Raw genomic sequence first — 20281 nt, forward strand, 5'->3', positions numbered from 1 at the left:
GTGTAAAAGTAAGCGTGGTAGTTAGCGACTAATTACCAGATCGCCTAGGTAGGGGAAGTCTAGGGCGTTAACAACCGGCTCGATATCAACGCCGTCAGCTGCACCGTAGGCGAGGTTTTGCCAATGCAGCGTGATGTAGCCCACGTCTTCATAAAGCATGGCTTCGGCTTCACGCAGCATTTCATTGCGTTTTTCGAGATCGGTTTCGCTATCTGCCGCAGTCACAAGTGCGTCGATTTCTTCGTTGCAGTAGCTGCCGTAGTTGTACTGGCCAGCGCCAGTCTCTTCATCAATACAGAAAGAGAGGTATTGGAAGAAGTTGGCGGTGTCTTCGGTGTCAGCGTGCCAGCCAATCATCGCCATGTCGGAAGCGCGCTCGTCATACTCAGGCCAGTATTGAGCGAGGGGCATCGTGCGCAGATTAACGTTAATGTTAATTTGTGCCAGCATGTTTGCCACTGCTTGAGCGATCTGAGCATCGTTCACATAGCGGTTGTTGGGCGCGATCATGTCAACGCTGAACCCTTCCTCGTAGCCCGCTTCTGCCATCAGCTCTTTGGCACGTTCAATGTCATAACGAGGCACTAAGTCAGGGTTGTGGCCGGAATAGCCTGCGGGAGAGAACTGGCTTGCTGGCGTCGCGAAGCCGCGCATTAAGCGGTCGGCAATACCTTCTTGGTTAATCGCCAGATCAACAGCTTGACGCACACGTGCATCCTGGAAGGCTTCAACGCGCTCTTCGTTCATTTGGAAGCCAATGATGCGCGTACCATCCACTTCTACCAGGTTGGCGTTATCGGCTTCGCGAACACGGTCCAGGTCGTTGGGCGGTACGGCATCGATAAAGTCAACGCCGCCTGACAGTAGTGCCGCCACGCGTGAAGCATTCTCAGCAATAGGTGTCAGGACAATTTTAGAAACGTTGCCTTCGCTTTCGGTATCCCAGTAATCTTCAAAGCGTTCAAAATCAACGCGGACACCCTGGCGGCGTTCAGTGATAATAAATGGGCCTGTGCCCGATGCATTACGCGATGCAAATGAGTTGCCCGCTTTGACGATTTCTGCTTTTTCATTGCCGCTGTCCGTTTCTCCCGTGTAGAACTCGCTATCCATCGGGAAAATGTAAGTCGCAAGGTTGAGCAGTAGCGGGTAGGGCTCAGTGGTTGTAATTTCGACAGTGTAATCGTCAACTGCTTCGGCGCCTGCGACGGGCTCAAAAATAGCGCGATAATCGGGGCTCTCTTTCAGGCGCTCAATGGTCCATACCACGTCTTTGGCGGTGAAATCGTTACCTGAGTGAAACTTGACGCCTTCACGCAGCGTCATGCGTGTCGTGGTTTCGTCTACCTGTTCCCATTCGGTCGCCAGGCGCGGCTCAAACTCGAAATCTTTTGTCCAACGTACCAATGGGTCAAACGCTAAGTGTGAAAGGCGCAACATGCCGCCAGATAACTGCTCGTGGATATCGAGGGTTTCAGGATCGGCAGAGTAACCAATGCGCAGGGTTTCTGCGCTCGCGGTCATGGGCAGCATCGTCGTGCCTGCAACCACAGCACCAATAACAGAAGCCAGTAGCGTTTTCTTAAACGTCATAATGTTTCCCTTTGTATTGTTTATTGTTCACTTTGCTGGCCAAAGCTAGTGTGTTTAAAAACTAAGTGTTCTTAAAAACCAGCTGCGTTTGAAAACCAGCAAAACAGACACGGTCAGCTTGCAAGCTGTTCTAACAATATTCTGTTCTCTTTAAACATAGAGAGTGGGGGGCGCGTCATACAATCGAAATAATGAGAGGTATCATTCATCTGCTGAATGACAGGGCTGGGCACGGCATTAAGAGGAAAGGAGATTAGACGAAGGTGTAGGGAGTGTGAGCCGCTATTTAGGCGCTTCTGTTCAATAGCGGCATCTGTATAAATGTGTTTTAAGCGAAATGTTGGTGTAACCAGCGGTTAATGGCATCTGACTCGTAGAGCCACTCTTCCCGGCCGTCTTCATGATTAATTTTTAAGCAGGGAACTTTGACTTTGCCACCGCCTTCTTGAAGGGCTTTTTTATGGACAGGATCTAGCTGAGCATCGCGCAATTCGATCTTTAGGCCCAGCCGAGCAATCTCTTTGCGTACTTTGATACAGAAAGGGCATGTCCGGAACTGGTAGAGGGCCAAGTGTTCACAGGCGGCATCGACTTTCGCTTGCTCTTCCTCGGTACGCTCGACCGATTTCGGGGTTGAAAGCTTCTCTGAGATCAACATGACGGGGGCTAGAATAAGGCGAACACCTCTGAAGAAATAGCGAATTAAAACACGCATTGTAAGCTCCCTCGGCAACACTGAAATTGGTCAGCGCTAGGATGTGTATGAATGACCGTATCTAAAAGATCATGAGCAAAAAGGTAGCCGCATCCTGCATCAAACTGGGCGTTTTGTCACTTCTGAACGAGCTTAGGCGCTAGCTTTAAAGCCAAGACCTGCCTTGAACTAGATGAGCAAGTTAACGTTGCATGCTAGTCTCAGCAGCTTAGTTAACTGGTTAAGTAAGGAGCGCTTCACCTATGCGTCTGCATATTATGGGTATCTGCGGCACTTTTATGGGGAGCCTGGCTTTGCTAGCGCGGGAGTTAGGGCATCAGGTGAGCGGCTCAGATACGAACGTTTATCCTCCCATGAGTACCCAGTTGGAAGAGGCAGGGATCACCTTGATGGAAGGGTATCGCGCCGAAAACCTTGCTGAGCAACCTGCACTTGTCATTGTAGGAAATGCGCTATCGCGGGGTAATCCCGAAGTCGAGGCGCTGCTAAATAGCGGTTTGCCCTATACCTCAGGTGCTCAGTGGTTGGCTGAACATGTACTGCCTGGCAGGCAAGTCATTGCTGTTGCAGGTACTCACGGTAAGACCACCACTGCCAGCCTTTTAGCATGGCTATTGGAAAGCGCTGGCTTAACGCCTGGGTTTTTAATTGGCGGCGTGCCGCGTAATTTTGGCGTGTCGGCACGCTTAGGTCATCACGACAGCCCCTTTATTGTCGAGGCTGACGAGTACGATACGGCGTTTTTTGATAAGCGCTCTAAGTTTGTTCACTACCGCCCCCAGATTGCGGTGATGAATAACTTGGAGTTTGACCATGCCGATATATTCCCTGACCTTGCAGCGATTGAGCGCCAGTTTCACCATTTGGTGCGAACTGTGCCGAGCCAAGGCTGCTTGCTGGTTGCTGATCAACAGCCAGCGCTGGAGCGTGTTCTGGCAATGGGGGCATGGTCGTCGGTCGAGCATTTCGGCACGTTAGAGAGCAGCGAGTGGCAACTGCGTTTGGAACGTGCTGATGGTAGTCGTTTTCAGGTACTCCACATCGGGGCAAACAGCGAAGAGGACGGCGTGGTCGAGTGGGCGTTAACTGGTGAGCACAACGCGCGCAATGCACTCGCGGCACTTGCTGCAGCGAGCCGTTGCGGTGTGAATCTCGCTCGCGCTTGTGCCGCTCTCGCGCGTTTTAAAACGCCCCGTCGGCGTCAGGAAATCATCGGTGAAGTGGACGGCGTACAAGTTATTGATGACTTTGCCCACCATCCAACAGCAATTGCAGCGACGTTAAAAGGGTTGCGCGCAGCCACCACCAAAGGGCGACTACTCGCGGTGATTGAGCCTCGTTCCAACACCATGCGTTTAGGCGCTCTACGTGCCCGACTAAACGAGAGCGTTGCTGATGCGGATGCAGTGTTCTGGTTTCAACCGGCAGGGCTTGATTGGTCAATGGAGGCGTTAGTGGCTGAACAAGGCGAGAGCGCTGAGCTATATAGCGATATAGATGCACTTGTTAAGGCGGTTGTTACTCAAGCGTCACCACTCGACCGTATTGTTGTTATGTCTAATGGTGGTTTCGAGGGCGTTCACCAGCGTCTATTGAGTGCGCTATCTGCCAAGGAGCAAACTGAGTGACAGACTTTAAACCTCCGGTGACGGTGGCGCTGACAGGTGCTTCAGGGGCGCAATATGGCCTGCGCTTGATCGACGTACTGGTGGCCTCAGGGCATGAAGTGTGGGTAATGATCTCCAAAGCGGCACACATGGTTATTGCCACTGAGACGGATGTGTCGTTACCCGCTCAGCCAAAACGCTTAGTAGAGGCGCTTACTGAGCAGAGTGGTGCCAAGCCCAGTCAAATCCGCTGTTTTGGGCGTGAAGACTGGATGGCGCCCGTGGCATCGGGGTCCGGCGCTCCCTCTGCGATGGTAATTTGTCCCTGCTCTACAGGTACGTTGTCTGCCGTCGCAACTGGCGCGAGCAATAACTTAATTGAGCGTGCCGCTGACGTTGCCATCAAAGAGCGGCGGACATTAGTCATGGTGCCGCGTGAAAGTCCATTTTCCCCTATTCACCTAGAGCACATGCTGGCGCTAAGCCGCCTGGGTGTCGTGATTTTGCCTGCGGCCCCCGGCTTTTATCATCGCCCAGAACGGATAGAAGATTTGATCGACTTTGTGGTCGCCCGGATACTCAATCAGTTAGGTATTGCCCACTGCCTTGTACCGCGTTGGGGAGAGGGCCATGAAACCACGTCGAACGATACAGATAACGAAGTAAACAGCACGGAAGAGTAATGATGATGTCATGGGCGACGCTGTCAGTGTTTGTACCCACTTTTTTGTTCGTTTCACTAACGCCGGGAATGTGTATGACGCTGGCCATGGTGCTGGGCATGACCCAGGGAGTGAAGCGAACGCTGTGGATGATGATAGGCGAGTTAGTTGGTGTTGGTATTGTGGCCGCCGCTGCAGGTGCTGGTGTGGCCGCGTTAATGCTACGACAGCCAGAGCTGTTCATTGCGTTTAAGTGGGTAGGCGGCGCTTACTTAGCTTATTTGGGCATTATGATGTGGCGCTCTAGAGGGCGTATGGCTATTCCTGCCGAACTGAATGCCGGACCTGCTGCAGGGAGAGTGCAGTTGGCTACTCAGGGATTAGTCACGGCAGTGGCCAACCCTAAAGGCTGGGCCTTTTTCATGGTGCTGTTGCCGCCGTTTTTAGATGGCAGTCGGCCACTTGCGCCTCAGTTAACCCTGCTGATTGCGGTTATTTTAGTGATCGAGTTTGCCAGCATGCTGGTGTACGCCACTGGGGGGAAAACGCTGCGTAACGTGCTAGGCAAAAGCGGCAATGTACGGTTGCTTAACCGTATTGCAGGGACACTAATGATTGGGGTGGGTGTCTGGCTGGCCCTGGGATAGCACCGAATGGCTAGACAGGTGGCATCAGGATAATTCGCAGGACTACCAGCGCGATGGTGGATGCCATTAGTCTGCCCCACGGGCAATGAGGTAAAGGAGCTCTAACGCGTCGCTGCCAATTCAGCCGAATGAGGGCGCATACCAGCAAGCCCAAGAGCGCGCCGCCGATGAGATCACTTAGCCAATGAACGCCTAATATCAAGCGCGATAACGCCATGGGTGTTGCTAAGATAATGGCCAGCCAATAAACCCAAACTCGTTGTTTGCGGTGCAATTCTGCTGCAATGAAAGCCGCTGCTAGCCCTACAACAACAACCGTCGTGGAGGTGTGTGCACTTGGGTATGAAAATGAGCCAATTAAGTACTCCGGTGTTACTGGTCGAGCACGCTCAAAAACCATTTTTCCTATTGTGTTGAGCAGCGCAACGCCACCGATGGCAAAGACCCAATGGCAGAGAGCATCGATGCGTTTATGATGGATCAGCCAAACTACCAAAGGCAAAAGTAGTGCGCTAACCCCAAGTGCATCGCCTATTTTAGCTAAGACTAAGCTGATTAACTGAAGTGGTTCATTGGTTAACCAGCTAAACAGTCGCTGTGCTTGTAGGTCTATTGCCAGCGGACCTTGATGATTGATTACTAGCAGAGTCCAGGCTGAGACACTTGCCAACGTGATCAAAAACAGCAGTAGAGAGGCTAGCGGCACTTCATCATTAAGGCTCATTGAGAGCCATGACCGACGCATAAAGGGGATGCGGCGAATAAGACGTGCTGTCGCTAAGTAGATGACGCCGTGGCGTCCAACCTGGGCTCTTCCCCAGGAAAAAATCACTGCAAGCACGACGATACTGACGCTTAATGTAATGATTGCCGTTTCTATATTTGGGGGGAGGTTGAGGTGCTGTTGCCAGGTTCTTCCTAGTAAGTAGCCAGGCAACACATAAGCGGGGGCCCACAGGGCTGCGGAGGTGATATTAGCCCACAAAAAAGTGCGCTTTGGCATCCGCATCATACCTGCAATAAGTGGAATAATGGGGCGGACTGGGCCTACGAACCGGCCAATAAATACTGAATGGATACCATAACGGTTAAAAAAACGTGCGCCGCGTTCCAGCCATTCTGGGTGCATGGATAAAGGCCAGCGGTTAGTGGCCTGTTCACGATGGTGATAGCCAAGCAGGTAGCTAATGCTATCCCCCAAAATTGCGCCTATTAACGCAGCACCGATTAGCCATGGCAGGCCAATGGCTTCATGTCCCGCCACGGACGAAGCTGCGGTAATTAACACAACACCAGGGACCAATAAGCCAACCAGCGCAAGGGATTCAAGCAGTGAAATCAGTGCAACCAGCAGTAATAACATGACTGGCGAGAGTGGCAGGGCAAAAAGCGTATCAGCCATGAAAAATACTGCTCCATTTAATCCGCATTAGGCGATAGATAATGCTTTTGCACGAGCTTCCAAGCGATTTATATAGCGTTCAAAGCTCTCATTTCGGCATGGTAGGCAAACAGCAATGCGGGTTTCTAGCTGCCCAGTTTCCACTAGAACACGTTGTGATAGTGCGCGTTGAAGCCGCTCGCGCACCAACATAGCACCGCTCTCACTTGTGTCGGGCAGTACTAGCCAGAACGTGGCGTTGTCTGCCCGGCCTAACAGATCGTGGTCGCGGCAACGGCTATTGACTTCGTTACAGAGAGCGCCCAACAGTGCCGTTTGCGCGCGTGAGCCAAATTGCTCTTCCGCCATATCAAGCTGAGGTAAATGCATCACTAAGACTGCCAAGCGTTTGTTAAGCATTGCAGCGCGCAGAAACTCATTGTGAAGCCGCTCTTTTAGCGTATCAATATGGTAAGCATTGCAATCATTGTCGTTTGGGTCTGTCGCCCTCAGCAATGCTCTTTGTCGTGCGTGCTCCCATGGTGGTAAGGCCATCAGCAGAATGAGAGCGGTATAAGCAATAATTATCTCTGAGGATGCATCGCTGTGACGGGTTAGTAGCCACCACAAGGGGCTGGAAAATACCGTTAGCAAGAAAGCGTTCGATAGCGGTAGTAAAAAAAATGCAGCGGCCGTGGGCAGTCCGATCCAAATTGTCGAGATGCTAGGATGACTGTAGAAGGCAGCCAGGGTAATGATATAACTACTACCCAGCAAAATAGCACGGGGAAGAACAGGGTTTAACGCCTGACTGTGGTGCATTAGCAACGCAGTAAGTAGCAGCAGTGTCACAAACATTGGCACTAAAAGGTCGTGATATTTTCCCATGCCATAAAGCCAGAATGTGTACCCCGCTACTAGGATCACACTGGCAGTGTAGGCAAAAGCCATCAGGTGTCTTTGCCGCGGTTGATCAATCATCGTTACCTTCCCGTTGTTGAGGCGGGGGCTGAACCAGCGTTTCGATGGATAGGCCTGATAGCTCTATATCCATTAGTGGTAGATGGTGGGAGTGCTGTGTTTCTGGGAGGCCTGCACAGAGAAGCTTGCGGCGGTGGGCGGCTTCCTTTGGGTTATGCGACAAGGTCAAGGCGGCAAGCGTCTGATTATTTAAGCGATAAACGTGTTCAAAACTGTATATGAGGTTGCATAATTTTTGCGCCGCCGACCAAAGCTGATGGCGTTTTACTTGGATAATTAACAACTCTGCATAGATGGCTTCACGTTCAGATCGGGTTTGTTCTCGGCTCAGGTCTCTCAGCAGCTGTCCACTTGGCCATAGATTTAATCCGGGGATTAGCCGAAGGCGTTTGCGAATGGAGCCGTTAATATCGATTAACTGGCACGCTTTTGCACTGGACAGCACACCTAGCGTGATCAATGCCGCCAACAGTAGTAGCGCTTCGGGTAAGTTAAGAAGGGGGGCAATGAATGACCAGCTAATCAACGCAGCGCAGGTATTGAACACGGCCACCCAGCGTTTCTGAGGCAGCATAAACATTGCCGCCCAAGCCCATATTAAAAAGCTATGGCGCTCTGGAGCCACGGCAATAAGCCCCAGCAGTAGCGCCCCGGAGAGTGCTTGCCAAGGTAGGCCTTTAGAACGACGATGGCTAAAATCGAGCAATAGTGCAGTAACAAAAAGCCAGCCTACAGATAACCAAAGTACTAGCGCGGCCGCGGGCTGCGCCATATATGTCCAGGACGCTAATGCTAACGCCGCTGCGAACAAGTTGGCTCTTAATAGGCGTATTTTGTACTTGCTTTGCATGGTGGCTTACTATTCACCTTTAATTCAGGATTGCCCATGGAGCACTTTGACTAGGCGTGGGCGTCGAAATGTAATCATTAGTAGCGTCAGTATAACGCCCTAATGGCGTAACATACTGCCAAACACCTAGTACCACTACCATAGAATGCAACTTGCCTTGCATACGCAATAAGACAGGGAGAAAGTATGAGCGGTTCAAACGCACACCAAAACATAGCCCTACAGCAATTAGCTGCGGGGAATGTGCCCGCTTATATCCAGGTGCTCGGTCAAGGCGCTAGGGCAGCCGCCAGAGAGCTACGTCGTGCTGATACAGGATTGAAAAATCGTGCGCTTGAAGCAATGGCATCGCGCCTGACGGCATCTAAACAATTAATACTAGAAGCTAATGCGCTTGATTTACAGCGTGGCAAAGAAACCGGCCTAGACGCTGCATTGCTTGATCGTCTGGCGCTTAATGATGCGCGAATTGATGCCATGGTCGAAGGTCTTCACCAAGTGGCTGCACTACCTGATCCCGTTGGCGAAATTGACGATATGCGCTATCGCCCAAGCGGAATTCAAGTTGGCAAAATGCGCGTGCCTCTAGGGGTTATTGGCATTATTTATGAATCTCGCCCAAACGTTACCCTTGAGGCAGCAAGCCTGTGCTTAAAATCGGGTAATGCTTGCTTGCTGCGCGGAGGTTCTGAGGCCAGTGCGTCAAATGCGGCGATTAGTAGTTGTATCCAAGAGGGGCTAGCTGACGCTGGCTTGCCAGCTGAATCAGTGCAGGTTGTTGCCACCACCGATCGCGCTGCGGTGGGTGCGATGATTAGTATGCCCGAGTACGTCGACGTCATTATTCCAAGAGGTGGTAAGTCTCTGATCGAACGCATTTCCCGCGAAGCAACGGTGCCGGTTATTAAACACCTTGATGGGGTTTGTCACGTTTACATCGACACTACGGCAGATCCCGCTAAAGCGCTGGCCATCGCGGTAAATGCGAAAACGCATCGCTATGGCACCTGCAATACGATGGAAACGCTGCTGGTGGATGCGCCGATTGCTGATATCGTGCTGCCAGAGTTGGCTCGTGCCTACGCCGAGCACCATGTAGAGCTACGTGGTTGCGAGCGTACACGAGCATTGCTGCCCCAAGTGGCGTTGGCCACCGAAGAAGACTGGGGCGCTGAGTACCTTGCGCCTATTTTAGCGATTAAAGTCGTCGATGGTATGGATGAGGCGATTCAGCATATCGAGCAATATGGCTCCCATCATACTGATGCCATTGTGACTCAAGACATCAGTCTAGCGAGACGCTTCATGGCTGAGGTCGACTCAAGCTCAGTCATCGTAAATGCTTCTACGCGCTTTGCTGATGGCTTTGAGTATGGACTGGGCGCAGAAATTGGTATCTCAACCGATAAGCTGCATGCGCGAGGGCCGGTTGGATTAGAAGGGCTTACAACGCAAAAATATGTCGTCTTTGGTGATGGGCAAATCAGGCAATGAGTTCAACACCCATGCGAATAGGCATGCTGGGGGGCACATTTGATCCTGTACATCTGGGGCATTTGCGAAGTGCCGTTGAGGTTCGTGAAGCCCTGGAGCTTGATCGTTTACACATGATTCCCGCACCTCAGCCGCCTCTGCGTGATACGCCTCAGGTGTCACCGGAACAGCGTTTTGAGTTGTTAAGGCTAGGTATTAGCGACACGCCAGGTGTGATGGCTGATGATCGGGAGCTGCGCCGCGAAGGGCCTTCTTATAGCGTGGATACGCTTGCCGAGCTGCGGCAAGCGTATGGCGATAGCGCGAGTCTAGTGATGATTATCGGGTTCGATGCTTTTCTAAGGTTAGCCAAATGGCACAAAGCTAATCAGATATTCTCTTTAGCACATCTCGTTGTGATCGCTCGACCTGGCTATAACGCGCGGTGGCCTGAGGAATTAAGGGAACTGGTGGGTAATCGTGAAGTCGATAGTGTGGATGAACTGATGCGAAGCCCTAATGGTAATGTTCTGACGCTGGCCTTGCCCTCCATGATGGCGATTTCGGCTACTTATATAAGAGAGCGTTTAGAAAAGGGCAAAAGCGTTCGTTATCTACTGCCTGAGGCCGTCGAGGAAGCCATTCTGCGGCATGGTTTCTATCATTCTGGTGAATAGCGCTGGCAGTCAGGAAAGAAGCCGTTACAATGGCCGGCTAATTGACTGAATATCACTGAGCTTGCTTTTGCTGAGCTTACGACAACAAGGGGTTGCCTTTAGGAGCCATGCACATCGATACACTTAAAAATCTAGCGGTTGATGCCCTAGAAGAACTTAAAGCACGAGATATTACGCAGTTAGATGTTTCCAAACTGACTGAAGTTACTGATTTGATGCTGATCGCCAGTGGTACGTCTACTCGCCACGTGGCTGCCTTAGCGCAAAATGTTGTGGAAAAGGCCAAAGCGTCAGGCCTTGCGCCCCGAGGTGTTGAAGGTGGCGATAATGCTGACTGGGTATTGGTCGATTTAGGCGATGTGGTTGTCCATATTATGTTGCCTGAAGCGAGAGCCCTCTATGATCTTGAGCGCTTATGGGCAGACCTACCCAATGACGCTGGGGCTATTAGTGAGTCGCTCAAACGGTTTGAAGAGCGAGCCACGATGTCATGAAGATCCGGCTGTTAGCGGTGGGCACCAAAATGCCTGCGTGGGTTGAGGAGGGCATTGAGACCTACCGCAAACGGCTGCCTCGAGACTTCTCGCTTGAAATTGAAGAGATTCCACTCGGTCTGCGTGGCAAAAATGCTGATATAGCCAAAGCGCGTGCGCAAGAGGCTCAGCGTATACGTGACAAGCTTCGTGGCGACGAGTATATCGTGGCACTTGAGGTTAAGGGTAAGACCTGGAGTACCGAACAACTTGCTGACGAAGCCGACGCTTGGCGCATGTTGGGCAAAGATATTGTGTTGTTGGTGGGAGGACCAGATGGCTTAGAGCCATCCCTTTCAGCAATGGCGGATAAAGCGTGGTCTTTATCGCCTCTCACGTTGCCGCACCCACTGGTACGCATAATGCTGGCTGAGCAACTTTACCGGGCGTGGACACTGTTAGTAGGTCATCCCTATCATCGATAATTGCTTTTTGTCTGATTTGAGAGTCATCGTTACCCATGCCTAAGCGCCGTGACACGCTTAAAAACCCTGAGCAAGAATTGCGTATTTTTCGTGTCAGGGCGCTACTTGCCGTTTTGGTGGTGGTTGTTTTGACGGGATTGCTGACTGGACGATTAGCATACTTGCAGATCGTTCAGCACGATTTATACAGTACTCGCTCCGAAAAAAACCGCGTCCGTGTCGAACCGCTGCCCCCCAATCGGGGTTTGATTTATGACCGCAATGGCGTCCTCCTTGCCGAAAATCGCCCTACCTATAACCTCACGTTGGTGCGCGAACGCGTTGATGATTTAGATGAAACGCTGGCGCTGTTAGTTGAGCTTCTAGACTTGCCCGAAGATGATATTGAAGCGTTCAATGTCCGTTCCCGGCAACGCCAACGCCCGTTTCAGCCTGCGCTTTTAATGAGTGATTTGAGCGAAGACCAAATCGCACGGTTAGCGGTGAATCGGCATCGTCTACCAGGGGTTGAAGTAGAGGCACAGCTTCTTCGTTATTATCCTGATGCCGAAATGATGGCCCACTCACTGGGCTACGTAGGGCGCATCAACGCAGAAGAGATGCAAACCCTAGATGCTGGGCGATATGCGGGAACACACTTTATTGGTAAAACAGGGATTGAGCGCTTTTACGAGACGGAACTGCACGGGCAGGCGGGGCTGCGTAAAGTTGAAACGAATGCACGTGGGCGTGTACTTAGAGAGCTTGGTCGTACTGATCCGGTACCTGGGGAAAACCTTACTTTAACGCTTGATAAGTCAATGCAAATGCTGGCTTACGAGCTGTTAGATGGCAGGCGTGGATCTATCGTCGCGATCGTTCCTGGGACGGGTGAAATCCTCGCCATGGTATCGACGCCTGGCTTTGATAGTAATCAGTTCGTGACGGGAATTGATGTCGCTTCTTATCGCGGCTTGCAGGAAAATATCGACCTCCCGCTGTTTAATCGAGCAATTCGTGGCCATTATCCGCCAGGTTCGACCATTAAACCTTTTTTGGCGCTTGCGGGGCTGGTCGAGGGTGTTATCACTCCCGATAGCACGATTAATGATCCTGGTTTCTATCAGTTACCCAATGACTCTCGTCGCTATCGTAATTGGTTGCGTTGGGGGCATGGTCGGGTAGACATGGAGCGGTCTATTGCTGTTTCAAACAATACTTACTATTACACCTTAGCTCATGATTTGGGTATCGATAATCTGCATGAACAAATGACCAACTTTGGTTTTGGCCAACGTGTTGCTCATGACGTGCAAGGTGAAAGCACTGGCCTGATGCCGTCTCGTGACTGGAAGCGGGCACGCTTTAATCAGCCTTGGTATCCCGGTGAAACACTCTCTGTGGGAATTGGGCAGGGTTACTGGCAAGTAACTCCGTTACAACTGGCTAGTGCAACGGCTACATTGGCTAATCGCGGTCATTGGGTAAAGCCACGTCTTGCGTTAGCAATAGGTGAAGAGCCCTTAGCGTTGGATTTGCCGGATACGCTGCCCGATATTCAGTTGGATAATGACAACTGGTGGGACCGTGTTTTCAGTGGCATGGAAAAAGTTATTAGCGGTAATGAAGGTACAGCACGCCGTACGGGAGTAGGGCTAGAGTACCGTATGGGGGGGAAATCAGGCACCGCCCAGGTGTTCTCGCTTGGACAAGATCAGCGTTACAACGCCGCAGAACTTGAGGAGCGCTTACGCGATCACGCTCTTTTTATGGCGTTTGCGCCAATCGACGACCCTCAAATTGCGGTCTCAGTCATTGTTGAAAATGCTGGAGGCGGGAGTACGCATGCCGCTCATTTGGCGCGTGCGATGACCGATGCATGGATATTAAGAGACGATGCGCCAGACGTTGAAGAAGTTAAAGAAGTATTGGAAGAAGATACTGCCAACGTGGAGGGTAACTAATGAGGTCATGGCAAACCCTCTCTCGCCCATTACGTCGTTATCCAGTACGCCCACCCGATAGTGGTATTGCTCGGCGCAAAAGCATCTGGGAGCGGATTCACCTTGATCCGTGGCTGTTAGGTTTGCTGCTGTTGCTGATGGGTGGTGGTCTATTAGTGCTTTATAGCGCTTCCGGGCAGCGTATTGATACCGTGATTGCTCAAGCTATACGTTTTGGTGTTGCCATCGCTGTTATGGTGGTTATTGCCCAATTATCGCCTTCCACGTTTCTGCGCTGGGCTCCCTTGGCTTACGGCTTGGGTCTAGCTATGTTGTTGGCAGTTGAAATAGCGGGTGATGTGGGTATGGGGGCAAAGCGGTGGCTTGAAATACCGGGTGTTATTCGGTTTCAACCATCTGAAATGATGAAATTAGCGGTGCCACTGATGGTGGCTGCCTATCTGAATCGTTGCCAATTACCGCCACGTTTCAAGCATATTTTTGTATGCGCGGTGATAATCGGCTTGCCGGTGGTGCTTACAGCTATTCAACCGGATCTTGGGACGTCGCTTTTAGTGGCCAGCGCGGCGGTTATTGTCGTGCTTTTGGCAGGTTTGTCCTGGCGCCTAATTGGTTTGATTGCTGCCTTAATTGCAGCAGGGCTTCCTGTTCTATGGATGAATATGCACAACTATCAGCGTCAACGGGTTTTAACATTCCTGGATCCAGATAGCGACCCCTTAGGGTCGGGTTGGAATATTATTCAATCAACAACAGCGATAGGCAGCGGTGGCTTATGGGGGAAAGGCTGGCTTGAGGGTACTCAGTCTCAATTAGAATTCCTGCCTGAGCGCCATACGGATTTTATTATTGCCGTGCTGGGTGAAGAGTTTGGTCTGGTGGGAATGCTCGTGCTGCTATCCCTCTATGTCATGATTGTGGGGCGAGGTCTTTGGCTGGCAACCTCTGCTCAGGACACCTTCGGGCGACTTTTTGCAGGCAGTATTATCCTGACGTTTTTTATATATGTGTTTGTCAATGTCGGCATGGTAAGTGGTATTTTGCCAGTTGTTGGCGTACCGCTGCCGCTAGTGAGCTATGGCGGGACTTCTAGCGTGACCTTGCTGGCAGGGTTCGGTATTCTCATGTCAATACATGCCCATCGGCGGTTGTTGCCGCGCTAGTATCGAATAGATAAGTAGCGGTGCTTTTTCACAGGAGTGGTTAGTTAATGAAATGGGCCCGAAATAAAGCAAGCGGCTGCATGGCGGCTATGTTACTGGCGTGTGCTTACACGGTTGCATGGGCTGACGACGCGTCGCCTTTTGATCCTCAGCAGCACGAAGGTACTCAACAGCTAGTTGACGAGTTAGCAGAACAAGGAATTCCTCGGCAATGGCTAACAGATGCCCTGAATCAAGCCAGCTTTAGCCAATCTGTTTTGGACGCGATGGAAGGTGCGGCTGAACGTCGCTTACGTTGGTATGAGTATCGCGATATCTTCTTAACTCAGCAACGTATTGAGGAGGGAGCCGACTTCATCAGTGAGTATGAGGATGCGTTTGCTCGGGCTGAGGATGTGTATGGTGTCCCACCAGAGATCATTGCTGCCATTATTGGTGTTGAAACCTATTACGGTAAGCATAAAGGGCGTCACCTTGTATTAGACTCATTGGCAACATTAGCCTTCAACCATCCTGTCCGTGGTGGCTTTTTCCGGGGCGAACTGGCGGCTTTTTTGAAAATCGCTCATGAGCAAGGCGTTGAGGTTGACGAGCTTTATGGTTCGTATGCAGGCGCAATGGGGTATCCCCAGTTTATTCCCACGAGTTATCAAGCCTATGCCGTCGATTTTGACGGTGATGGTAAACGAGATTTATGGGAGAATCCGGTTGATGCCATTGGCAGCGTGGCGAACTACTTTGCTGTACATGGTTGGCAGCGTGATGGGGCAATTTATCATGAGGCCGATGGCCCTGATTCAGCGCCTGAAACGCTTCCTATTAACCAAACCAGTAAGCCTGATGTGACTGTATCTGAGGCGATTGAAGCTGGCATTGAACCACAAAGTGCGCTTGATCCAGAGTTACTTGTGGTGCCTTTAAGGCTCGAGCTTGCCGATGATAGTATCCAATATCGATTGGGGGAATATAACTTTTACGTTATTACCCGCTATAACCACAGCCATCTCTATGCAATGGCGGTGACAGAGCTGTCAGAAGCGATTGCACGGCAGGTTGAGGGCTAAATATGAGAACAGTGCTGTCTGAGGCTCGTGGCATAGGTGGTGCGGTGATCATCATGGCGTTGGTTAGCGGCTGTGCCAGCCATGAAGCTCAACAAAATAGCGCCAATCAGCCTGCTAGTAAGCCTGCTGAAAGTGCGAGCGGGGCGCTCAGCAGTGGAGCAAGTAGTGGCGGTGCATCGTCGTCCGGGGAGCGCTATGCAATGACGGGCGACGCGTATCCGTTAGAGCCGCCGGATGTGAGCAAGGTGCCAAACGCTGAGCCTCGCATAGAGCCGCCATCGCGTTCCGGTAATCGCTCCACTTATGAAGTGTGGGGGGAAACCTATCATGTGCTGCCAGATGCTGCGGGCTACGTGAAGCAAGGGACGGCCTCTTGGTACGGTGAAAAATTTCATGGCTATGCCACATCAAACGGTGAGATTTATGACATGTATAAAATGTCTGCGGCTCACCGTTCGTTGCCACTGCCAACATTTGCCCGTGTCACCAGTTTAGACAGCGGTCAATCTGTTATCGTGCGCGTCAATGATAGGGGGCCTTTTCATAGCGACCGTGAAATAGATCTTTCCTATGCAGCGGCTGCACGGCTAGGCTTTTTAGATAATGGTACTGGCGCCGTCCGGGTTGAGGCTATCGAGCCTGAACAATGGCTGGCTCAGCAAGGTAGGAGTAGCCGTCCAGTCGATGAGGTGCCTTCGGCATCTTCTACTATGAATGCACGCCCTGTTCCAGATATTGCTGTTCAGCGACCAATGGCAGCGGATGACGCGATTTATCTACAAATTGCAGCACTGGGCAGTGAAGAAGGAGCCCAGCAGTTGCAGCAACGTTTGGTTAGTGAGCTCCCGCACAAAGTACGGGTGATGAGTGATGCAGATGTGCATCGTGTGCAGGTTGGGCCAGTGAGCCCTAATCAGGAAACCCAAGCACGTGAAGAACTCCGTCGGGCGGGCTTCCCACAAGTGTTTATCGTGAGATAGTTCACCCCATTTATTAGCTAAAATAACGTGCTTCGTTGACGTTTTTTCTTTGTTGTGAGAAGTAAGAGATGAATGTATTGATGTCTATTCGCCGTACCGCTGGGCTTTGTTTGTTTGCGGTTTTTGCCGTGGTGTCTTCACCGGCCGTAGCTCAGGTGATACCTCAGCCGCAAACGATTATTCCCTCCGCTCCTCAGCTAGCGGCGAGCTCATGGATTCTGATGGATGCCAACAGCGGTCGTATTCTTGCTGAGCATAATTCTGATGAACGCTTACCGCCAGCCAGCCTGACCAAGCTCATGACCGCTTATTTGGTCGAGCGTGAGTTAGATCGCGGCACAATTAGCTTGACTGATATGGTTAATATCAGTGAGAAAGCTTGGCGTACCGGTGGCTCCAAGATGTTCATCGAGGTAGGCGATCAAGTCTCGGTCGATAATCTGCTGCATGGCATTATTATTGTATCGGGTAATGATGCTAGCGTGGCGATGGCAGAGCATCTAGCTGGTGGCGAAACGCCATTTGCCGATTTGATGAATCAGCATGCTACGCGCTTAGGAATGCACAATACTAATTTCCAAAATCCGACAGGTCTTCCTGGCGATAATCACTACTCCACCGCTCACGATATGGCGTTGTTGTCACAGCATATTATTAACGACTACCCTGAGCACTATACTATTTACTCTCAACGCAACTTCGCGTTTGGTGGCATCGACCAGCCAAACCGTAACCGGTTGCTATGGCGCGACCCGAGTGTCGATGGTTTGAAAACCGGTTGGACAACGGAGGCGGGCTACTGTCTTGTCTCTTCGGCCGAGCGTGATGGCATGCGGCTAATTTCAGTTGTGATGGGCACTAACTCAGAAGAGGCGCGAGCGCAGGAAACGCAAAAGCTACTCAGCTACGGCTTCCGTTTCTATGAAACGATGAAGCTCTATGAGCGTGGTGCAGTGCTTGCAACGCCACGGGTATGGGGCGGTGATAGTAATGAGTTGCGTGTTGGCGTTGATGATGAAGTGTTTATGACACTTCCGCGCAACCGTAATGAAGAGTTGCGTGCTCGCTTGAACCTGGATAGCGATCTTCAAGCGCCGATTGCCGTGGGTGATGATGTCGGTACGTTAGAAGTATATTTAGGTGAAGAAATGGTTGGTGAGCGCCAGCTAGTGGCGCTAGAAAATGTTGAAGAGGGTGGCTTGTTTAAGCGCCTATTTGACCAAGTAAGGCGTTTCTTCAGTGGTTTGATTAGCAACTTTACTGATAAGTAGCCACTAGCTTAAGCGCAGGATTTTTAGTATTTTGCGCTTAAGTTATTAATCTTATAAGGCTGTACTGCACTCGTACCCTGAGCAGAAGTATCTATATATTCCCGTGTAAAGGCGAGCTATGAAAAAAGGCGCGAAAAATGGGCTAAGAGATTTACGTCAGCCTGAAGTAAACGAGCCACCTAAAATCACTTTTCCCTGTGATTACTCATTGAAAGTGGTTGGCGATGCTGCTGATGATTTTCCAGCCTGCGTGTGCCAAGTGATTGTTAAACATTCCCCAGAGTTTGATGAGACGTCGCTTCAAGTCATCGACAGCCGTAACGGCCGTTTTCAATCTGTGCGTGTCACTATTGTAGCCACTGGCGAACAGCAATTACGCCAGCTGTTTGATGATCTGAAGGCTACAGGTCGCGTACACATGGTGGTATGACCTTGGCTAGTCAACCTATTGAGTTGCATCAGCTTGGCCATCGTGCCTACTTGCCTGTGTGGAGCGCGATGCGCGAACTCACCGACACGCGAGACGAGACAACGCCTGATCAATTCTGGCTAGTTGAGCACGATCCCGTTTTTACTCAGGGGCAGGCGGGTAAGCCCGAACATGTGTTAATGCCAGGTGATATCCCTGTCGTGAAAACGGATCGTGGGGGGCAGGTAACCTACCATGGCCCAGGCCAAATTGTATTATATCCATTGCTGGACGTTAGGCGTGGCAAGATTGGTGTTCGTGAGCTAGTAACTGCGCTAGAAAATTCGGTGATTGACGTACTTGCGCTTTATGGCGTTTCTGCCTGGGCGAAACCAGATGCACCTGGCGTCTATGTCGACACGCAGCAAGGTGAGGCGAAAATTGCCTCGCTAGGGTTACGAATTCGGCGGGGCGCAAGCTATCACGGGGTTGCGCTAAACGTAGACGGTGACTTATCCCCCTTTGGGCGCATCAATCCCTGTGGCTATGCAGGTATGCAGGTAACGCGATTGGCTGATTTAGTGGCGCTGCCTGTCGCTCACCAAGTGGGGAGTCAACTAGCGTCTGCATTAGCTCAGCGGTTGGATCGTCAGTTGGTGGATGTATCCTTTACCCAATAATAAGCGATCTGCACGCAAGGCACTGTTGGAACTGATTTAGCTGTGCCAATTGCGTGCAGCTAGCCTAGACGATTTATCCGACGTTAAACGCAGGAATGCGGTTAGCGTCAGGCTCATGACCAGGAACCGCAGCAGGCGACGCGAGACCAAGATTGTTTTTCTCAAAAACACGGTCAGCGCGATAGCTAGAGCGAACCAGCGGCCCGGACGGCACTTCCATAAAGCCTTTTTCAAGACCAAGCACACGATAGCGATCAAACTCTTCTGGGGTGACCCAGCGCTCTACGGCTAGATGGTTTTTGGTTGGGCGCAAATATTGTCCAAGCGTCACGATATCAACGCCAATCTCTCTCAGGTCATCAAAGGTTTTAAGAATCTCTTCGTCTGTCTCACCTAATCCAAGCATCAAGCTTGTTTTGGTAATTATATCTGGCCGATACTGTTTGGCATGCGCTAAGACATTCAGCGTTTTGCGATAACCTGCACGTGGGTCGCGTACTTTGCTGGTTAGTCGCTCTACCGTCTCTACGTTCTGTGCAAACACTTCCAAGCCCGAATCGACTACCCGCTCAATGGCGGCTTTATCAGCGTCAAAGTCGGGTGTTAGGGCTTCTACAACTACTTCCGGCGTGCGGGATTTGATAGCCTTAATACAGTTGGCGTAGTGCGTAGCGCCGCCGTCGTCCAGGTCGTCTCGGTCAACGGAGGTCAATACGATGTAGCGCAGCCCCATCAACTCGACTGATTTTGCTGTGTTTTCCGGCTCATCTAGATCCAGCCAGCCTTTCGGATTGCCTGTATCCACTGCACAGAATCGGCAGGCGCGTGTGCATACAGACCCCATTAACATGATGGTGGCGGTGCCATTGCTCCAGCATTCGCCCATGTTAGGGCAGTGCGACTCTGCACAAACAGTGCTAAGACGGTGTGTAGAGACATTCTTTTTGACGGCTTCGAAGCGTTCGCCCCCAGGGATCTGTGCGCGCAACCATTTAGGTTTACGGTCAAGACTGGGAGACGCCTCATCTGACGACGTTTTACGCTGTTTCATGCCGTCTTTAATGACCGACATGCCATGCTCATTGCGGAATTTTTCGCCGCTAGGGACGCGCGTTGTGGGGTTATTGCTCATAGGAAAGAGCCTCTCTACTGTGCGGCAGGCAATGCCCAAACGTCGTGGCGTCTAACCATATGCTGTGGCGATGGCGTTTAAATGCCATGGCGTTG

At 51.3% G+C, this 20281-nt stretch carries 20 protein-coding genes; 14 read left to right on the plus strand and 6 right to left on the minus strand.

The window, feature by feature from the left end; genetic code table 11:
* Window positions 1–21: 21 nt before the first annotated feature.
* Both ACN06F_RS07425 and ACN06F_RS07430 read right to left on the minus strand, forming a co-directional pair.
* A complete protein-coding gene (locus ACN06F_RS07425; protein ID WP_433924959.1) occupies window positions 22–1593 on the minus strand; it encodes an ABC transporter substrate-binding protein in 1572 nt (523 codons plus the stop codon).
* A 328-nt stretch (window positions 1594–1921) separates the two neighbouring features.
* The gene (locus tag ACN06F_RS07430; RefSeq protein WP_038483583.1) at window positions 1922–2308 is read right to left on the minus strand and encodes a glutaredoxin family protein; all 387 of its coding nucleotides are present in this window, start codon (window positions 2306–2308) and stop codon (window positions 1922–1924) included.
* A gap of 242 nt (window positions 2309–2550) precedes the next feature.
* Here ACN06F_RS07430 and mpl point away from each other — a divergent pair, with 242 nt between their 5' ends.
* From mpl to ACN06F_RS07445, 3 genes are read left to right on the plus strand one after another with little or no spacing between them, the layout of a single operon-like run.
* A complete protein-coding gene (gene mpl / locus ACN06F_RS07435) occupies window positions 2551–3936 on the plus strand; it encodes a UDP-N-acetylmuramate:L-alanyl-gamma-D-glutamyl-meso-diaminopimelate ligase (RefSeq protein WP_433924960.1) in 1386 nt (461 codons plus the stop codon).
* Window positions 3933–4598, plus strand: coding sequence for a flavin prenyltransferase UbiX (locus ACN06F_RS07440; RefSeq protein WP_433924961.1), 666 nt, complete (start codon window positions 3933–3935; stop codon window positions 4596–4598). The genes mpl and ACN06F_RS07440 overlap by 4 nt, the downstream gene beginning before the upstream one ends.
* A 2-nt stretch (window positions 4599–4600) precedes the next feature.
* The gene (locus ACN06F_RS07445) at window positions 4601–5224 is read left to right on the plus strand and encodes a LysE family translocator (protein WP_198349847.1); all 624 of its coding nucleotides are present in this window, start codon (window positions 4601–4603) and stop codon (window positions 5222–5224) included.
* A gap of 10 nt (window positions 5225–5234) precedes the next feature.
* Here ACN06F_RS07445 and ACN06F_RS07450 read toward each other — a convergent pair whose 3' ends face one another.
* The 3 genes from ACN06F_RS07450 to ACN06F_RS07460 are packed head-to-tail and all read right to left on the minus strand — an operon-like array spanning window position 5235 to window position 8358.
* Entirely contained in the window at window positions 5235–6626 is a 1392-nt protein-coding gene (locus ACN06F_RS07450; RefSeq protein ID WP_433924962.1) for a bifunctional DedA family/phosphatase PAP2 family protein, read from the minus strand.
* A gap of 27 nt (window positions 6627–6653) precedes the next feature.
* On the minus strand, window positions 6654–7586 hold the full coding sequence (locus tag ACN06F_RS07455) for a diguanylate cyclase domain-containing protein (RefSeq protein WP_433924963.1): 933 nt from the start codon (window positions 7584–7586) through the stop codon (window positions 6654–6656).
* Window positions 7579–8358: a hypothetical protein gene (locus tag ACN06F_RS07460; RefSeq protein WP_370687198.1), complete on the minus strand. Its 780-nt coding sequence runs from the start codon at window positions 8356–8358 to the stop codon at window positions 7579–7581. The genes ACN06F_RS07455 and ACN06F_RS07460 overlap by 8 nt, the downstream gene beginning before the upstream one ends.
* Before the next feature lie 264 nt (window positions 8359–8622).
* On the opposite strand from ACN06F_RS07460, the gene ACN06F_RS07465 reads away from it, so the two are divergent.
* The 11 genes from ACN06F_RS07465 (at window position 8623) to lipB (ending at window position 19054) form a co-directional block, all read left to right on the plus strand.
* On the plus strand, window positions 8623–9930 hold the full coding sequence (locus ACN06F_RS07465) for a glutamate-5-semialdehyde dehydrogenase (protein ID WP_120387073.1): 1308 nt from the start codon (window positions 8623–8625) through the stop codon (window positions 9928–9930).
* On the plus strand, window positions 9927–10586 hold the full coding sequence (nadD, locus tag ACN06F_RS07470) for a nicotinate-nucleotide adenylyltransferase (RefSeq protein ID WP_038483597.1): 660 nt from the start codon (window positions 9927–9929) through the stop codon (window positions 10584–10586). The genes ACN06F_RS07465 and nadD overlap by 4 nt, the downstream gene beginning before the upstream one ends.
* Before the next feature lie 107 nt (window positions 10587–10693).
* Window positions 10694–11080 (plus strand): ribosome silencing factor, encoded by a 387-nt coding sequence (gene rsfS, locus ACN06F_RS07475; protein WP_038483599.1) that lies wholly within the window; start codon window positions 10694–10696, stop codon window positions 11078–11080.
* Window positions 11077–11544 (plus strand): 23S rRNA (pseudouridine(1915)-N(3))-methyltransferase RlmH, encoded by a 468-nt coding sequence (gene rlmH, locus ACN06F_RS07480; RefSeq protein ID WP_120387072.1) that lies wholly within the window; start codon window positions 11077–11079, stop codon window positions 11542–11544. The genes rsfS and rlmH overlap by 4 nt, the downstream gene beginning before the upstream one ends.
* A gap of 35 nt (window positions 11545–11579) precedes the next feature.
* Entirely contained in the window at window positions 11580–13487 is a 1908-nt protein-coding gene (gene mrdA, locus ACN06F_RS07485; RefSeq protein ID WP_038483603.1) for a penicillin-binding protein 2, read from the plus strand.
* Entirely contained in the window at window positions 13487–14650 is a 1164-nt protein-coding gene (gene rodA, locus ACN06F_RS07490) for a rod shape-determining protein RodA (RefSeq protein WP_198349805.1), read from the plus strand. The genes mrdA and rodA overlap by 1 nt, the downstream gene beginning before the upstream one ends.
* Before the next feature lie 47 nt (window positions 14651–14697).
* Entirely contained in the window at window positions 14698–15714 is a 1017-nt protein-coding gene (gene mltB / locus ACN06F_RS07495; protein WP_198349806.1) for a lytic murein transglycosylase B, read from the plus strand.
* Between the two features lie 2 nt (window positions 15715–15716).
* Window positions 15717–16694 carry a septal ring lytic transglycosylase RlpA family protein gene (locus ACN06F_RS07500; RefSeq protein WP_433924964.1) on the plus strand — a complete coding sequence of 326 codons (978 nt, stop codon included), beginning with the start codon at window positions 15717–15719 and terminating at the stop codon, window positions 16692–16694.
* Between the two features lie 68 nt (window positions 16695–16762).
* Window positions 16763–17965, plus strand: a complete 1203-nt coding sequence (locus ACN06F_RS07505; RefSeq protein ID WP_120387069.1) for a D-alanyl-D-alanine carboxypeptidase family protein — start codon at window positions 16763–16765, stop codon at window positions 17963–17965.
* A gap of 118 nt (window positions 17966–18083) precedes the next feature.
* The gene (locus ACN06F_RS07510; protein ID WP_433924965.1) at window positions 18084–18395 is read left to right on the plus strand and encodes an HP0495 family protein; all 312 of its coding nucleotides are present in this window, start codon (window positions 18084–18086) and stop codon (window positions 18393–18395) included.
* Between the two features lie 2 nt (window positions 18396–18397).
* Window positions 18398–19054 (plus strand): lipoyl(octanoyl) transferase LipB, encoded by a 657-nt coding sequence (lipB, locus tag ACN06F_RS07515; RefSeq protein WP_231658509.1) that lies wholly within the window; start codon window positions 18398–18400, stop codon window positions 19052–19054.
* Between the two features lie 73 nt (window positions 19055–19127).
* Here lipB and lipA read toward each other — a convergent pair whose 3' ends face one another.
* Entirely contained in the window at window positions 19128–20186 is a 1059-nt protein-coding gene (lipA, locus tag ACN06F_RS07520; protein WP_038483617.1) for a lipoyl synthase, read from the minus strand.
* Window positions 20187–20281 lie beyond the last annotated feature (95 nt).

The sequence above is a fragment of the Vreelandella sp. 21 genome, assembly GCF_050995515.1.
Taxonomy (GTDB): domain Bacteria; phylum Pseudomonadota; class Gammaproteobacteria; order Pseudomonadales; family Halomonadaceae; genus Vreelandella; species Vreelandella alkaliphila.

What these genes read in the sequence shown, in the direction of transcription:
- nadD (WP_038483597.1), top strand. Translation starts at nt 9,927, where the DNA reads ATGAGTTCAACACCCATGCGAATAGGCATGCTGGGGGGCACATTTGAT.
- mrdA (WP_038483603.1), top strand. Translation starts at nt 11,580, where the DNA reads ATGCCTAAGCGCCGTGACACGCTTAAAAACCCTGAGCAAGAATTGCGT.
- ACN06F_RS07450 (WP_433924962.1), bottom strand. Translation starts at nt 6,626, where the DNA reads ATGGCTGATACGCTTTTTGCCCTGCCACTCTCGCCAGTCATGTTATTA.
- ACN06F_RS07465 (WP_120387073.1), top strand. Translation starts at nt 8,623, where the DNA reads ATGAGCGGTTCAAACGCACACCAAAACATAGCCCTACAGCAATTAGCT.
- ACN06F_RS07425 (WP_433924959.1), bottom strand. Translation starts at nt 1,593, where the DNA reads ATGACGTTTAAGAAAACGCTACTGGCTTCTGTTATTGGTGCTGTGGTT.
- ACN06F_RS07430 (WP_038483583.1), bottom strand. Translation starts at nt 2,308, where the DNA reads ATGCGTGTTTTAATTCGCTATTTCTTCAGAGGTGTTCGCCTTATTCTA.
- mltB (WP_198349806.1), top strand. Translation starts at nt 14,698, where the DNA reads ATGAAATGGGCCCGAAATAAAGCAAGCGGCTGCATGGCGGCTATGTTA.
- ACN06F_RS07505 (WP_120387069.1), top strand. Translation starts at nt 16,763, where the DNA reads ATGAATGTATTGATGTCTATTCGCCGTACCGCTGGGCTTTGTTTGTTT.
- ACN06F_RS07445 (WP_198349847.1), top strand. Translation starts at nt 4,601, where the DNA reads ATGATGTCATGGGCGACGCTGTCAGTGTTTGTACCCACTTTTTTGTTC.
- mpl (WP_433924960.1), top strand. Translation starts at nt 2,551, where the DNA reads ATGCGTCTGCATATTATGGGTATCTGCGGCACTTTTATGGGGAGCCTG.
- ACN06F_RS07510 (WP_433924965.1), top strand. Translation starts at nt 18,084, where the DNA reads ATGAAAAAAGGCGCGAAAAATGGGCTAAGAGATTTACGTCAGCCTGAA.
- rlmH (WP_120387072.1), top strand. Translation starts at nt 11,077, where the DNA reads ATGAAGATCCGGCTGTTAGCGGTGGGCACCAAAATGCCTGCGTGGGTT.
- ACN06F_RS07455 (WP_433924963.1), bottom strand. Translation starts at nt 7,586, where the DNA reads ATGATTGATCAACCGCGGCAAAGACACCTGATGGCTTTTGCCTACACT.
- ACN06F_RS07460 (WP_370687198.1), bottom strand. Translation starts at nt 8,358, where the DNA reads ATGGCGCAGCCCGCGGCCGCGCTAGTACTTTGGTTATCTGTAGGCTGG.
- rodA (WP_198349805.1), top strand. Translation starts at nt 13,487, where the DNA reads ATGAGGTCATGGCAAACCCTCTCTCGCCCATTACGTCGTTATCCAGTA.
- lipA (WP_038483617.1), bottom strand. Translation starts at nt 20,186, where the DNA reads ATGAGCAATAACCCCACAACGCGCGTCCCTAGCGGCGAAAAATTCCGC.
- rsfS (WP_038483599.1), top strand. Translation starts at nt 10,694, where the DNA reads ATGCACATCGATACACTTAAAAATCTAGCGGTTGATGCCCTAGAAGAA.
- ACN06F_RS07500 (WP_433924964.1), top strand. Translation starts at nt 15,717, where the DNA reads ATGAGAACAGTGCTGTCTGAGGCTCGTGGCATAGGTGGTGCGGTGATC.